The organism is Paenibacillus sp. FSL R7-0048, from assembly GCF_038004505.1.
Classification (GTDB): Bacteria; Bacillota; Bacilli; order Paenibacillales; family Paenibacillaceae; genus Paenibacillus_AQ; species Paenibacillus_AQ odorifer.
In genome coordinates this window covers 3,726,956-3,742,386 of the sequence record NZ_JBBORF010000001.1, presented here as the reverse complement: position 1 = coordinate 3,742,386, position 15,431 = coordinate 3,726,956, and the positions used below count along the sequence as shown (strand labels likewise).

General features: G+C 45.7%; 12 protein-coding genes. 1 reads left to right on the top strand and 11 read right to left on the bottom strand.

Going from position 1 to position 15,431, the window contains the following annotated elements; all coding sequences use genetic code 11:
* Positions 1 to 30: 30 nt before the first annotated feature.
* The 8 genes from NSQ91_RS16720 to nikB all read right to left on the bottom strand — a co-directional run bounded on the left by NSQ91_RS16720 (position 31) and on the right by nikB (position 7,793).
* Positions 31 to 1,020: an alpha/beta fold hydrolase gene (locus NSQ91_RS16720; RefSeq protein ID WP_076190287.1), complete on the bottom strand. Its 990-nt coding sequence runs from the start codon at positions 1,018 to 1,020 to the stop codon at positions 31 to 33.
* A gap of 256 nt (positions 1,021 to 1,276) precedes the next feature.
* On the bottom strand, positions 1,277 to 1,873 hold the full coding sequence (locus NSQ91_RS16715) for a class I SAM-dependent methyltransferase (protein ID WP_076126515.1): 597 nt from the start codon (positions 1,871 to 1,873) through the stop codon (positions 1,277 to 1,279).
* On the bottom strand, positions 1,874 to 2,626 hold the full coding sequence (locus NSQ91_RS16710) for a class I SAM-dependent methyltransferase (RefSeq protein ID WP_340918921.1): 753 nt from the start codon (positions 2,624 to 2,626) through the stop codon (positions 1,874 to 1,876).
* Positions 2,626 to 4,299 (bottom strand): nickel ABC transporter substrate-binding protein, encoded by a 1,674-nt coding sequence (locus NSQ91_RS16705; RefSeq protein WP_340918918.1) that lies wholly within the window; start codon positions 4,297 to 4,299, stop codon positions 2,626 to 2,628. Before NSQ91_RS16705 ends, NSQ91_RS16710 begins: the two co-directional genes overlap by 1 nt.
* Positions 4,300 to 4,317: 18 nt before the next feature.
* Positions 4,318 to 5,166 (bottom strand): ATP-binding cassette domain-containing protein, encoded by an 849-nt coding sequence (locus NSQ91_RS16700; protein ID WP_340918915.1) that lies wholly within the window; start codon positions 5,164 to 5,166, stop codon positions 4,318 to 4,320.
* A 37-nt stretch (positions 5,167 to 5,203) separates the two neighbouring features.
* A complete protein-coding gene (locus tag NSQ91_RS16695; RefSeq protein ID WP_340918912.1) occupies positions 5,204 to 5,989 on the bottom strand; it encodes an ABC transporter ATP-binding protein in 786 nt (261 codons plus the stop codon).
* The gene (gene nikC / locus NSQ91_RS16690) at positions 5,986 to 6,831 is read right to left on the bottom strand and encodes a nickel transporter permease (RefSeq protein WP_076184910.1); all 846 of its coding nucleotides are present in this window, start codon (positions 6,829 to 6,831) and stop codon (positions 5,986 to 5,988) included. Before nikC ends, NSQ91_RS16695 begins: the two co-directional genes overlap by 4 nt.
* A 23-nt stretch (positions 6,832 to 6,854) precedes the next feature.
* Complete coding sequence (gene nikB, locus NSQ91_RS16685; RefSeq protein WP_340918909.1) at positions 6,855 to 7,793, bottom strand: nickel ABC transporter permease; 939 nt, start codon at positions 7,791 to 7,793, stop codon at positions 6,855 to 6,857.
* 239 nt (positions 7,794 to 8,032) lie between these two features.
* On the opposite strand from nikB, the gene NSQ91_RS16680 reads away from it, so the two are divergent.
* Positions 8,033 to 8,707: a hypothetical protein gene (locus NSQ91_RS16680; protein ID WP_340918906.1), complete on the top strand. Its 675-nt coding sequence runs from the start codon at positions 8,033 to 8,035 to the stop codon at positions 8,705 to 8,707.
* 137 nt (positions 8,708 to 8,844) lie between these two features.
* Here NSQ91_RS16680 and NSQ91_RS16675 read toward each other — a convergent pair whose 3' ends face one another.
* The 3 genes from NSQ91_RS16675 to NSQ91_RS16665 form a co-directional block, all read right to left on the bottom strand.
* Positions 8,845 to 12,141 (bottom strand): chitinase N-terminal domain-containing protein, encoded by a 3,297-nt coding sequence (locus tag NSQ91_RS16675; protein ID WP_339167898.1) that lies wholly within the window; start codon positions 12,139 to 12,141, stop codon positions 8,845 to 8,847.
* Between the two features lie 273 nt (positions 12,142 to 12,414).
* Positions 12,415 to 14,334, bottom strand: coding sequence for an AraC family transcriptional regulator (locus NSQ91_RS16670; protein ID WP_340918903.1), 1,920 nt, complete (start codon positions 14,332 to 14,334; stop codon positions 12,415 to 12,417).
* A gap of 133 nt (positions 14,335 to 14,467) precedes the next feature.
* Positions 14,468 to 15,415: an ABC transporter substrate-binding protein gene (locus tag NSQ91_RS16665; RefSeq protein ID WP_340918900.1), complete on the bottom strand. Its 948-nt coding sequence runs from the start codon at positions 15,413 to 15,415 to the stop codon at positions 14,468 to 14,470.
* Between the last annotated feature and the right edge of the window lie 16 nt (positions 15,416 to 15,431).

Genomic DNA, 15,431 nt, shown 5'->3' with positions numbered 1-15,431 from the left:
TTCGGCTCCGCAGTTTAATTATCAACCCTACTATTGAATTTGAATTTGTTTCATGTACTCTTTGAATGCCTCAGCGATTTCTTTGTATTTTGTATGATGCAGATAGTGGGACCCCTCCATTGGGATCATTTTGCCCTGTGCGGATTGTTTGACTTGCTCCTCATGCAGCGGAATCCACTGTTTATTGTGCTCGTTATTCGATTGAACGAAGAGAAGCAGCGGCAAGTCATTTGGCATTGTGATTTTTTCTCCATTTTTGAAATTGGAACCGAGGTGGCCCAGTTCATTCATCAACGTTGGATTGGTCGCGACTTGATTCGAAATCAAACGCATCTGTTCTTTGGTATGCTCATCGAACGCAAGCGATTCATAGGGATCTCCGCTCACTTTTTGGACCAATCTCATTAGACCTGATTTTTGAAGAAATTTCATGGCGTTCAAAGGTAATTTGACATCCATTCCGGGTTGATTGGGAACGCTGCTATCGATGCCGACAAAAGCAAGAACTTCATCCGGATATGTGTTCACATAGGTCGCTCCGTAAAGTCCCGCGATGGAATGTCCCATTAGAATGTAACGGTCTAAACCCAGTTGCTGCACTGCTTCGTGAACCTCACTTACTATATTCTCAGTCGTTCTCTCCTTCTCGGTTTCATCGCTCAAACCATAACCGAAAGGCTCGACCACCACGACTTTATAATTAGGGGTAATTTCATCGATCAGCAATTTGAAATCAAGTGCAGGCGTCGGGGTTCCTTGTCCCGGTAGGAGTACAACAGTTTGTTCTCCACTGCCTTGAATAAGCACATTCATCTTTTTCCCATCCACATTGACATACTGGCCATACGATTCGATTTTCTTTTTCTCTACCCCGTCGCTGATTGCATCAACGATAAAAACGATGCCCATGAACAGCACGAGCGCCCCTACAATACCTCCGATTATTTTTAACCATAGGTTCCGTTTCTTGTGGCTCTTAGTCCCTGTTGTTTTTATTTCCACCTTATTTGCCACGTTCATCTCTTCCCTTCCTTGTCCCTGTATCTGAAGTGCCGCCTTGACGACATATTCAAAGTGTAATCAATCAAGATGTACTCTTCGTGACGACAATATGAACGGAATATGAACAAGCCCAAAAAAAAGAAGTTTTAGATTAACATCAAATCGGAAATGAAATAATGTTCTTGTCCTTTACTCAAAAAGCAGCGATTCTCATTAGAGATCGCTGCTTTTTATTGTATACTTCATTTAATATGTGTAGGTTCTCACTATTCTATTATTTCTCAGCACAAATCATGAATATCGGTGTTGACCGGTTTAAGACTTGCTGTTTCTCATCCAGAATTTTTGCGTTCAAATTCTCTTCAGCAAAAATATTAACGAAGCCTTCTTTTTTGAGAGTCCGTATATCCCACTCGGGACGCCTTTCTCTGGTCAGCGGCAATACAAGACTCAGACGGTCTGTCTCCTCTATGTCCTTATGATGCGGGAGTTCACCAAAGCCCTTATCTACATAGTTTTGCTGATCCTCTACTCGCTTTTGCTGCATCTCTTCATCCCAGAGATGGCGATTCCAGTTGGCATCAAAAACCAGCAGCCGTCCCCCAGGCTTAAGTACTCTTCTCCACTCTTTGTAGGCTGACTGCGGATCGGTAAGGCTCCAGGTGACATTGCGGCACACGATCAGATCGAAGCTCTCCGCAGCAAAGTCAAGCTTGTGCGAATCCATCTTGCGGAAAGTAACGGTTACACCTTCACGAATGGAGTGGGCAAGTGCTTCTTCCAGCATATTGTCGGTGCAATCGATCGCAGTAACCAGATGCCCGGCACTCGAAAGAATCACAGAGAAGAAGCCAGGAAACCCATTTATCATTCACTCCTTCTTGGCAAGTATCATGAACCGGTTTACATTCTGGTAACCGTATTTCAAATAATCTAGCGGCATCGCACGGGCAGGGATAAAGTTCCGGTGAACATCTATGGTTCGGAACCCGGCCTGTTTCAGCGCTGTCTCGTCAGCTTCAGGCCGTAATACATTAACATATGGCAACTCGCTTAGCAGGCTTTTATCTTGACTGCTTCGCTGGCGGATTCTTTGTTCTGTGAGTAGAATCAGTGTCCAGGACAAGGCATACCAAAGTCTATGGAATACAGTCTTGCTCTCTTTATACAAATAGTTACCGTCAAAAATAATCAGGGTCCCGCCCGGTTTTAGAATCCGATACCATTCAGCATAAGCCCTCTGTGGATCAGGAATCGTCCATACTACATCCCTGCAGACCACTGCCTCAAAGCTATTCTCTAGCTCCATATGCAAATCGGCAGCATCAGCGACATAAGCTGGAACTTTATATCCATAACTCTCAAAATTTCGTGAAGCTCTATCGATCATTCCCTGAGAGGTATCCACCGCTGTAGGCAGATGACCCATCTGTGATAAGAGTATGGAGAAAAAGCCAGGCCCTGTTCCCACATCCAGCACCTTTTGCTGGGGAGTTGTTCCCAACCCTTTAATAAGCAGTTGTTTCCAGAGGTTTATGGTTTTTTTGCTGCGGAATTGAGTCTGTATGACTTTGTCATAACTCTCCGAGCTTGATGTCCAGTATTTCGAAATCTCTTTTAACATCATTTTTCTCCTATGTCGAGTAGATTCCAGAAGACCGGCATAAAGGTGGAGTACCCCGGTTTAAATCCAGTCACTCTATTATTTACTGCCAAGATATCGTCAGGAAAATAAATAGCTGCAAACATAGCCTCCTGATACAATTTGGAGAAAATGGAGTCATATGCGGTCTGACGTTCCTGAATATCGGTTGTTCCTACTGCTGTGTCAATCAGTGATTCTAGTCCAGGATCAGACCATACGACAGCAGATGCGTCAGCTGTTTTATGAAATAGGGACAGCAAGAATGCATGCGGATTATAGGCATCATCATAAGTCCGGTACATGATTAGATCATAGGCTTTGCTTGTCCATAAGGCATCGTAATAGGCATTCGGCTCAAGAACCTGAAGATTCACTCTAATGCCAATCTCCTTTAACTCAGACTGAACCAGTTCACTAATCGACTTCCATTCGGGATATTCAGCCTGCTGCAGCACGAAATTAAGCTCAAGCGGCGCTCCGTCCTTCTGTACAATTCCATCTCCGTCCGAATCCGTGTAACCGGCAGCTGCTAGCAGTTGCTTCGCTTCCAGCGGATTGAAGCCGTACCAAGTATTATTGGACTCCGTCACATAAGGAACTGTCAGCGGGAACAGGCTTTGAGCTTCACTGCCGATACCGTCCATAAGATCTTCGACAATGCTTTTTTTATTAATTGCCAAATTGATAGCTTTGCGCACATTCAGATCTTGAAGTGCGGGCGTTTTGTAGTTAAAGATCATGAAATGTGAGTTTGTTCCTTGTGCTTTTTGCAAGGTCAGTGAAGAATCTGCTTCAATCACTGGCACGCTTTCGACTGGTAGCTTACCCATTTGTCCCCCGGCAATGTCAACATCTCCAGCTTGCAGCGCTAGTACTCTGGACTGTGGATCAGGGATTACCTTTAAAATAATTTTCGACAGCTTCGGCATTTCTCCCCAATACTTCGGATTTCTGACCAGTACGGCTTCCTGATCTGTTTTGTAGCTCACAGCTATCCATGCGCCAGTTCCAATCGCTTTGATGAATTTACCCGTAATATCTCCTGCGGGTTCCACAGCGGAAGGGCTGATAATTCGGACCGGTCTTGCAAAGGATAACTCGGTTAAGAAGGGATAATACGCTTTGTTGAATGTCATTGTAATCGTATGTTCGTCCACAACAACAAGGGATTGCATCGCAGTTGCTACATTTAACGAATTGGCTGGATCCTTAATCCAGCGTTCGAAGGAGAATTTAACTGCGTCGGCATTAAACTCCGTACCGTCAGAGAATTTGACGTCATGGCGAAGATGGAACGTATATACTTTCCCATCTTCTGAAATATCCCAAGACTCCGCAAGCGACGGCAGTATTTCGCCTTTTTCACCATACTCCACTAACCCCTCATATATCATCGCGTGCACATTCATCGAACCATCATAGGCACCGGCATCCAATCGGTCTATACCGGCATCAGACGATATAGCAACAGTGACTGTCTTGTCCTGAGCTTCAGATCCTTGTGCAGCTTCATTATTGGCGGTATTATTGGCTCTAGCCGTAGAATTGCTGTTATTACTGTTGCTGCAACCTGATATCAACACAACTATTACAAGAAGCATAAAGAATAACGATTTTGATAATAGTTTTTTTGTCTTAGGGTTCGTTCTCATTCTTGGTACATCCTTTCTCTACTTAACATCATAGGAATGGCTGGGTTGCCACTCCTCTCCCAGTCTCTTCTTTCTTAAGCGGGGGTCCTGCACAGGTACCGAGGAGAGCAATGTTCTTGTATAAGGGTGGTCTGCTTGCTGCAATATGGTTGCACCCGATTGCTTCTCTACAATTTCCCCTTGACACATCACAGCCACACTGTCGCAAAAACGATTTACAACTGACAAGTCATGTGTAATGAATACATAGGATAATCCCAGCTCATGCTTCAACTCCTGCAGCAGATCCATCATTTGCTTTCGCAGGGTGACATCGAGACTTGAGAAAGGTTCATCGCAGATAATCAGCTCCGGCCGCAAGGCGATTGCGCGCGCAATTCCGACCCTTTGCTGCTGTCCGCCGCTGAGTTCATGCGGATAGCGGTGAATATGCTGCCGTTCAAGTCCCACAAGCTCAAGTGTGTCTGCTACCGTGGCCCTGCGGGCTCCAGCCTTCCTCTCTCCATAGTTTCGAAGAGGCTCCCCGATAATCTGCTCTACCGTAAACAACGGATTAAATGAAGCCAGACTGTTCTGAAACACCATCTGCATCTTCCTGCGGATCATGCGCATTTCGCTAAAGGTCCAATCCGTATAATCCTCGTTCCGGTACATAACTCTTCCGGAGGATGGTTTCTCCAGTCCCAGCAGAAGTCTGGCCAAAGTGCTCTTACCACAGCCACTTTCCCCCACTAAACCAAGGGTCTCACCGCTCTCCAGACTGAGAGACAGGTTGTTGACGGCATGAACACTTCTGGCATTACGTGTGAACCACCCCCTTTCCATCCCATATTTCTTGTTCAGGCTTACCGCTTCCAATATCTTCAAGATCACCACGTCCCTGAAAAATGTAATATTACCGTTGTTATCTGCACTCCATTAAATATTTAGTATAGGGATGCACGGGATTAGAAAAGAGTTCAAACACATTGCCTGATTCCACAATCTTCCCGGACTTCATCACATATACATAATCTGCAAGCTCCGCAACAACGCCAAGATCATGGGTAATTAATAGAATGCCGACATTGTTCGTCCATCTGATTCGGTCCAGCTCTTTAAGAATCTGGGCTTGAATGGTTACATCCAATGCCGTTGTAGGCTCATCTGCAATTAGCAATTGTGCTCCGGATACCAGGGCGATGGCGATCATTACTCTTTGACACATACCACCGCTAATTTGAAAAGGATATTTATTGAAAAGCAATTTAGGCTCGCTGAGCCCTGCTTGCTCCATCTGCCTCATGGCAAGCAGCTTTGCTTCTTTTCCCGATATACGCTTGTGCAGTTTAATCGTCTCCATGATCTGCCTGCCAATAGTAAGTACCGGATTCAGCGCGTTCATAGGATCTTGAAAGATAACAGCCATTTTTGTTCCCCGAAGTTTCTGTAACTGACGGCTGGAGCACTCACGAAGATTGTTACCCTTAAGCCAGATTTCTCCACTCTCAACTATGCCTGGAGAATCTACTAATCCTAATATGGACATTGCCGTAACACTTTTACCGCTGCCGCTCTCACCTACAAGTGCGACAATCTGCCGGGATTTCACCTCGATACTGACATCATCAACCGCTGTAACTTTATAACTGCCTGTGTGAAAGCAGGTGCGTAAATGACTGACCTTCAGCAGTGGAGACTCTGCCATCATATTCTGGCCCCCCACTTTACTACAGAATTGAAAGCACGCTCTGGTTGTCGCAAGCCTTCTCCCAACAGATTAAAGCCCAGAACCGCCAGCATGATCATCATTCCCGGAAATAGCATCAACCGCGGCTCCGTTTGAATATAGGCACGGCTGTCGTTCAGCATTACTCCCCATTCCGGTGTAGGCGGCTGAGCTCCCAAACCCAGAAAGGACAAACCCGCAATGGAGAGCATAATCGTACCCACTTCCATAGAAGCAAGAACCAGAATAGGCCGGGCTGCGTTCAGCAGAATATGCCTGAAAATAATTTGTAAATGAGAAGTGCCTGACGCTTTGGCCGCTGTAATATATTCACTTTCCTTGATTTGAAGGACCATACTGCGTATCACTCTGGCATACCCCGTCCACCAGACAGCAGCAAATGCGATTAGCAGATTCTTCATACTGGGACCTAGCATGGCTGTAATAGCAAGGGATAGGATTAAGCTGGGAAAGGCAAGCAATATATCTATGATCCGCATAATCAAATGATCGATCTTGCCGCCAGCGTAACCAGCCAGTAAACCAACAGGGATGCTAATCGCAAAAACAACGATCAACACCATAAACGAATCATTCAGGGAGGTTCGGGTCCCATAGATTAATCGGGATAAGACACAGCGTCCCAGATGATCCGTACCGAGCGGGTATTGCCAGGAAGGTGTAGCCAGTTTGAGTTCCATGTGAATCTGCAGCGGATCGGAAGGTGAGAGCCATGGGGCAAAGAGTCCAACGGATATGAACAAAAGTACTATGCCCGCTCCTAACCTTGCTCCCTTATTCTTAAATAAGCTAATACGAAATATGACAATCCGCTCCTTCTAAATCGTCACCGCAGCCTGATTCGCGGATCCAGCAGCAGATGTAATAAATCCACTGTCAAGTTAATCAGGACAACGACAACAGCCATCCATAATACGTAACCCTGAATGACAATATAGTCTTTCGCAAAAATCGCCTCAATGGCATACTTACCAATTCCCGGCCAAGAAAATATAGTTTCAACAATAACGGAACCGCCTAATAGCCCCGCTATGTTAACCCCAAGGAGGGTAAGACTCGGAAGAAGCGCATTACGAAGTGCATGCCGAATGATTATTCTCCATTCCTGCAGCCCCTTAGCTCTAGCTGCTGTGATGTAACGCTTGCCCAAAACGTCTAGGAGACTGGAACGAATCAAGCGGATGTAGACTCCTGCCATACCAAATCCTAGTGTGAGGGCAGGTAGAATGACACTGGATACCCCATCCATTCCCATCACAGGAAATAGCTTAAACTTCACCGCACCATAATAAATCAGAAGCAGACTTAGCCAGTATCCTGGCATTGAAACACTGAGCATTGCACATACTCTTCCCAGTCGATCAAGCATTCTACCTGGATATAATGCAGACCCCACTCCTATCGGCAGGGCAATAAGAATAGCGGACAATACGGAACAGGCACTGAGCAGTAAAGTTGCCGGAAAACGACTCATCAGCTCTGTGAACACTGGACGACCGCTGCTGTAAGATAAGCCAAAATCGAGATGGGATACCCGGTTCAACCAGTGAAAATATTGCTTATGTACAGGACCATCCAGACCAAGTGTATGTCTGGTCGCCTCAATAGCTTCCTGCGTAGGTTTGATGCCGTCAGCACGCAGCATGATCTCCGCTGGATCACCTGGTGTTAAATGCATCAGCGCAAAGGTAATGCAAGAGATGCCGAGCAGCACGGGGATGAGCTGCAATAAGCGTTGCAACAAGTATCGATTGATGGCATTCAACTCCAAAATCTTAATCGTAATAATTACGATTATAGCATAATCTTTTTAAATTAATAGTCTTAAATTGATTTATTTTATGTAGGACATAAAAAAATCAACCCCTATTAAATGAGTTGATCTTTAAACATTTGGTCTCTGCACAGTCGCAACTATTTTTCACAATAATATTGTCAAATCCTTAGGAATCATGTCATTATAAGTAGGTTCATATTAAAAATAACAATAAAGGAAGTGTGTATTTGAGTCGGTTCAATCTAGTCCTCATCTATGTTTTATCCATCATGATAGCTTTTCTTTTAGGGATTTACGTGGCCCCTAGCGTTGAAACACGCTTCAATGGGCAGACTGTGGCAAGTAATCCCGTTATCGAAGAAATACCGCCTAGTACCTTAGATAAAGCTGCTATTGCTGCTGAATCCAACACTACTGGATCCAATCCTACTGAATCTTCCCCTTCCCCGGAAGCCGTTGTCTTGGAAGATATGCCTTCGGATGATGATACTGGACCCGTCGGTGATGACTCTGAAGATCTGTCAGTAGCAGATACCCCATCCGGGCAAGGGATTGGTGCGCCATTAGAATTCAAGTATAGTACGAACTCTGCCGATGCTGTTAAGCTTACTTGGGAAGCTGACAACTTAACTGGAAAAAGGATCAATTATTACACAGCCCACATCAGCACGTTTAATCCAGTAGGCGATCCTTCCAATGATCAGCTGAACGGCAAGAGCAGCTTTTCACTTAAATATGTGGGGCCGGTTGAGCCCAATGATACTTTATTTATTTTCAGTGATTTTACATATCAGAATACAATACATACGATTATTATTGACCAGCTCACACTTCAATATGATGATGGTACTATCGAGACCTTCGACTATGGTTACGAAACTACCGATGATAGCGGCCTATAATCCACATGATTTGCAGCCCTGGTGCGAACCAGGGCTTTTTGCGAGGCACAATTGAACTAATGGTAATGTAAAAAACGAAGAGTGGCCTGGAATCCGGCGCTCTTCGTTTTTTACTTTTATTGTTACTGTCAGTCTGTTTAGCGGATGACCGTTACCTTGATCGTATCACTGGCAGTCACTCCCGCCGCGTTGACCAGCTCCGCCCGATATTCGTACACACCGGCAGTGCGTCCGCTGATAGTGGTTGCTGCACTTTGTGCCGAAGGCGTATGGGCATTCAGCGGCTGCGAGTCGATGAGCTCCCCGTTCTCATACAGGCGGTATTCTGTAGCGTTAGTCCCCCACCACAGATTCATCGACACCTTATAGGTGCCATCTCCGTCCCAGTTATCTTCGGATAGTATCGGCTTGCCCGGCGCGGAGTCACTTATGGTGACCGTAAGCGGATCGCTCTTGGTCGTGCCATATTTGTTGATTAACTCCGCAGTGTAAACATAAGTGCCGTTCACCTTACCATGAAGATCTGTACTTGCCGTCTGGGCAGCCGGCGATACATCTTTCAGTGTCTTGGAATCAATCAGTGTGCCGTTCTCATAGAGTTTGTAACTCGTGCCGTTATTACCCCACCATAGGTTCATGGTGACTGTATAGTTACCATCACTAAGTCCATTAGCATAGCTGCTGTTGGAGGATAGCACAGCTTGTCCTGGCTTACCAGTCGCAATCACCTGGCCGCCAATAACCTGAAACGTATTGTTCTTTTCAGTCGTATTGCCGGCCGCGTCATGCACGATGTATTTCACGGTGTGGGGGCCGGCGCCTAAATCGGCGGCGCTCAGGGTCTGGCCTTCGGCAATCGGTCTTCCATCTAATAGAAGCTGTTTCGAGGTTACACCTGACAATACATCGTCAGCAGTCAATTCAAAGGAAAGCTGCGCTCCTTCTTCTACATCTCTCACCTCATGACCGGATTCTTTCAGTTCGGCAACCGGTGGAGCCGTATCAATATTGAGGTTCAGCGTCTTTAGATCTTCCGCTTTGCCTTTTGCCGGCACAGCATGGTATGTCAATGTATGCCGCCCGTCTTCCTTCAGGTCCACAGGTGTACTGTACTCAGCTTCCTTGTTGCCGTTCAGCGAGTAATAAACATTAGCTGTATCTGTATTCGCCTTCAGGGTAACGGTGACTGGCTGGTTAAACCAGCCGGAAGCATTAGGCTCGGCAGAAAGCGTCGCCGTTGTTACCGGAGCTCCCTCTTCTGCTGCTGCGGCGAAGTCATCGAGGCTTCTCGGCTTGAGCTGGTAGATGCCTTTAAAAATTGCGGCAACACCTGTAATATTAAGTTTCTGTCCCTCTGTATAAGGGAAGATATCCTTAGTAATGCCTGTCCGGGCATCCACGCGCACATGATTGCTTGTCCCGTCGGCATTGACGGCGTCGAATTCAAAGGAGCCGCTTGGCGTAGCGTTGATAATGTTCGCCACGGTCACACCGTTCAGTTGAACCAATTGGCCTTGGTTGGCATCATTCACCATGCTCGCCGCAATCGGCTGCGGTAGTGTCGCCGTGCCCGTCTTCGCAATTTGCACTGCTTCTGTCAGCTCCAGCTCTGTGTTGTACAATGCGGTGGACGCTGTTACCTTGACCTTATCGCCCACGTGGAAGCCGCTCTGACTCTGAAAGACATAAACCCCACCGGTTCCATCTTGGAGATAGAAGGACTGTCCGCCGAAGATACCCGGCTCAGTCGTCACGGTCCCCTCCACCGTTACCAGTGATCCGGCTGCCTTAGCCCGGGAGTCGCTGATAGAGATTGTAGCCGGAATGGGATCTTCCTCAGCCGGAAGCGGTTCAGCAGGAACATTGCCCAGCGTCACCGATTCAGTCTTGAGGTTTGTACTGTTCTGGCGAAGGCGCAGATTGGATGCAGCTGTGGTGCCCGGCTTGATCTGGATCGTCAGATCCTTATAGGCATGACCGTTCAGATCACCTGTCAGATTGAATGAGGAGCTATAGCCGTAGCTGCTTGGCCAGGTACCGTCGCTGTTCTGAATCTTGGCGATTTGGGCGCCGCTGCTTACCTGGTAGACACCTACCTGGAAGCCGGATACGCTTGTGCCTGCAGGAAGATTATCTGCACTCACCCGAATCTGAAAATTCTGTGCATTTGGCAGCACAGCCTGGTGCGTGAAGTTATAAACCGCACTTGCAGTGGCTGCCGGTCCGCCGTAGGAGCCTGCTTTGAAGGTGCTGCGATCATACCATTTGTAGCCAGCATTAGGTTGAGCCCAAGGCTCCGGCTGCGGCTCAGTGGACAGCGCCGGCTCCTCGAATGGCAGCAGTGTTGTCGGCTGATCTAGCGTCAGGCCATTCACCTGGGTGAAATCCGTATAGCTCTCCTGCTCGGCGAGCCAGTTCACGGTGTTAACCAGCAGTGTGGCATCGTCCACTTCCTTGAAGCCATCGTAAGTTGTTTTCTTGGCGCCGGTATCTTCGCGCAGGTATTTAGGTGTTGCATCCTCTACAGGAGATGAGTCACCGATGAAGGCTGCCTTGCCGGCGCCTTTTTTAGCAACTGCCACATAGGGACCTTCTGCCACACCGCCGCCGTTATAGACCCCCTGGTCTACGGCATTGGCCCAGGCAGCATTGGTTTGCGGCAGGTAGACGATACCTTTCGCACGGGCTGGGTCTAGAATGGCCAGCGTTGAACCGGCATGCATAGCTACCGCTGATACGCCCGTTGTAATGCCGAAGGCTTGATCGGGAGCCACGACGTTGGTTGCGTTAATGTCGCCAAGCGCATTGTAGCGGAAACGGACACCGAACTCGTCCGCCAGCCAGTCAGAGCTAACCACACCCTGCATGGCTGAAGAAGCGACCTCATCGGCATTCATGCCTTTGGCTGGATTGTCCCACGCTCCACGGCGGTAGCCGTTGAAAGCTTCTGAACCATCCCAGCGGTTTTTGTTGCGGTCGGCGTTATAATGGTCGCCGATGAAGAAAATACTGCCGCCATCCTCCACATATTCCGCCATCGCAAGCTGCTCGCTTGCTTTGTAGGGCACGTTGGATTCGGCGACGATGTAGACATCATAATCGGAAAGATCACTCAAAGTAATTGGAGTCGTCTTGCGGAGTTCTTTGACATAATAGCCTTCCTGGGCAAGGGCATTCCCAAAGTCTGAAAAAGCGCCGTCAATCACCCAATCGGCTGCTCCCGCAGTCTGCTCATGGGTGTTGTCGAACAGGATCTTCTGGCCTGCATGCTCATTGACGACTTTGGCCTCAATGTACGGCGCAGGATCGTTTGGTCCTTCTGCGAATACCGCCGAACCGGCTCCGAACGTGAACAGCTGAAGTGGTACGGCCACCGCCACAGCTAGAGTGCTGTTCATCAGCCTCTTTTTCCAAACTGAATTCTTCTCCTTCATACCCTTCCTCCTCAAGATATAGTCCGGTGAGTAATTACCATAAATACCCACCTGCTAGACATCTACTATCCTATCTCAAAACAATTAAAAAAAAGATAGATTTATGTAAACTGCTGTAAAAATTATACTTTTGGCCTATAAAACGGGTCGAATATAGAAAGGGTATTATGAAAAAAGTCACAGTTGCTGAGGCTTATGATGAAGGATTGGACTATCGGGATATTAGCAAAAAAAAACGAAACGGATAAATGCTCCGTTTCGCTCTCTCCTAATTTACTGATAACCAAGTAACAAATTCACAATCGTATCAAGCTGAAGCTCTAATGAAAAAGGATCTTCCATTACGAATTCATCATGATAATTATCACCATACAAATAAACTTTGCCCTTTTTCACTGCAGGGATGCCTTTCCATATGTTACTTTCCATTGCTATATTGGTAGCATCCGCATCGCCATTATAAACAAAAACATAATCACCTAAATATTCTGGAAGCACTTCTAATGAAATCGATTCAAATCCCTCCGCCATATTTTTTGCACTTTCTGTTGGAGGCAGCTGAAGCATATTGTATATAGTGGAAGAACCATAGTTTCCTCCCTTTGCCGCTAAGACGTATACCGCCTTTTGTGAAAACTGAACAATCGAAACGGTTTCCCCTTCCTTGATAACCCCGGCAAGTTTAGACTTTGCTTCAGCTACTTTCTGTTCATATTCCGTAATCCATTCTTCTGCTTCTTTTTCTTTTCCGAATATTCTGCTTACACTCCTAAATTTATCAAGCGGCCCTGCTGTTTTTAACCCCTCCCAATAAGGCAGAAAAACAGTGGTCCCAATTTTCTCATATTGTTCTATGTTCTCATCGATCGAACCGATAATTAAGTCCGGATCTAGCATCGTTAATTTTTCCAGATTTAAAGGGAAATCCCCTAAATCCTCAATTTTCTCGATCGTTTCTTTGGGTATGTCCGCTTTTTCCATCCAGCCTTCATCCAGCATAAACGTTCTTGCTCCGATGGGTACAATTCCTAATTTCAATAAATGCCCCATATATTGGTCAGCCGCCACTCTTTTCGGCTCTGCTGGTACTTCCACATCTCCCTTAGGCGTTGATACTATTCGAGTGTTCGTACTTTCTTCTGATGTTGCTTGATTTACGGTTCCATTCCCATTACTTTGTTCCTTCGTAGCAGTACCCGTCCCACTTGAGCAAGCACCTAATAATAGAGAACCGCAAAGCAGTAAAGCGGCCGTCGTCTGAGATTTTGTCATTTTAAACATATGTAATTCCCCTTTTTCCGTATTATGATAATGATTATCATTATTAATATACTGTTGAACGATGGGTTCAAAAATAGAGGATGTGGGGAAGTTTAATGGACTTTCAGCAACTTTTGGCCGCTGTGACTCTTTTGTTCTAAAATGTGCAGGGGATACACCTTTTCTTTTCTTGAAAATTCGGCTGAAATAATATACGTCTTTATAACCAACGCTTGCTGATATTTCACCGACCGAAGCATCTGTTGTTATTAGAAGCTCTGTTGCAAGTTCAAGCCGAAACCGAATTAAGTAATCAATCGGACTCATACCTGTGTACTCTTTAAACAAGGATGACAAATGATAAGCACTGAAATTAAATACTTCCGCAAGAGAATCTAATGTAATTGGCTCCGCATAGTACTCCTGAATGTAGGTGATTACTTGGACTGCAACACTGGTCTGTTTCACCTCAGTCTCTTTTCTATGTAATTCTTTTAAAACCTGATGAATGAATTGATAAAAAAGTGATTTTACGTTGAGTCTCTCTTCTTGCTCGTTCCATTTTAGATACATCAATTGCATTTTGTTATAAAGTAAAATGGGTGCATCAGGGGAAAAACAATATTGTGATTGGAACAGATCCTCCTCTTGAATCCATGCACGGTAATAAATGATATAGTAAACAAAATTCTTACTTGTCGGAACAATATTAAGTATCGCCCCTTTCCCGCTATGCAGGACTTGAAATCCTGTAAAAGAAAATTCAGAGTGATCTAACTGAACTTGAGCGCTCCCTTGTACCGAAAGTAAAAATATACTGGCAGGAATCTTGTACTTATGAAGAATTTCGCCTTGAACCCTTTCAATATGGCGCACATCCAATAACTTGACCGTCGCTTGGTCCCAAAGCAATATTTGATTGCTTTTGTGCATAATGACTACCCCTCCGTTATCTGTCTAATCCTCATCATAAATGATAACCATTATCAATAATAGTCAAGATATTTAACTTAATAACAAAAATCCGATTGCCCTAAAAGGTGCAATCGGATTTTTTAATATAAATTTATTGTTCAGACGCCAATTGCAGAAAATGATCTGCAGCCAAACGGACAGCCAGGATACTTGCGCTATTAAGTGAGTTATCAAAGATAAGAACATGATTATTTTTCACTGCTTCCAGTGAGTTCCACACGTTCGAAGTTTCCTTGTCCTTGATGGCTGCCTTTGCGATATTCATATCATGCTGGATAATAATATAATCAGGATTCATGCTGTATATCCCTTCCAGAGAAAGGGCCCCTCCCTCTTCAGGATATCCCTTCGGTGGCAACAACCCGAAGCCTACAGTTTGATTGTAGTACATCGTGTTTTTAGAGCCTTGAGCATTAAAATTAGCTTTTCCGTCGACCCGTAGTAAAGCAAAGGTTTTATTCTCAAGACTACTTAGCTGTTCTTTTGTTTTTGCAATCTTTTCTTGGGTTTCCTTAATGGCTTGTTCCGCTAATGTCTCTTTACCAACAATCTGAGCACACAGCATCGTCGTTTTTTCCCAGGTATCGGTGTAGTCAATTAAGATGACTGGTGCAATCTTATTCAACTCTTCATAATTGCTATCAACAGAACCCTTGAAGGTTACAATCACATCAGGCTTTGCATCCATGATCATTTCCAGATTCGCATTGCTGCTGCCCAAATCAATGATTTCAGCAGTTCCAGCGTAAGGCTGTAAAGTAGCAAAATCCTTCATCGCTTCCGCTGCGTTAGTTGATGCGATTGGAGGCGTATCAAGAGCAAAAAAGTAATCTAAATACAAGGGATGCAGAACCGCTATACGCTCAGGTCGTGTCTCGAGCACCACTCCATTGTCGCTGGCATCCGCAATTGTTCTTGGCCATCCTGCTTCTTCGATCTTGCCAACTTCTGGTGTAGGCGTGACTGAAGTTTCGGAACACCCAGCCAGTAATCCTGCTAGTATAATTAAGGATGCAATCCATCCATATAGTCTTTTCATTTGGCTCCCCCTTGAG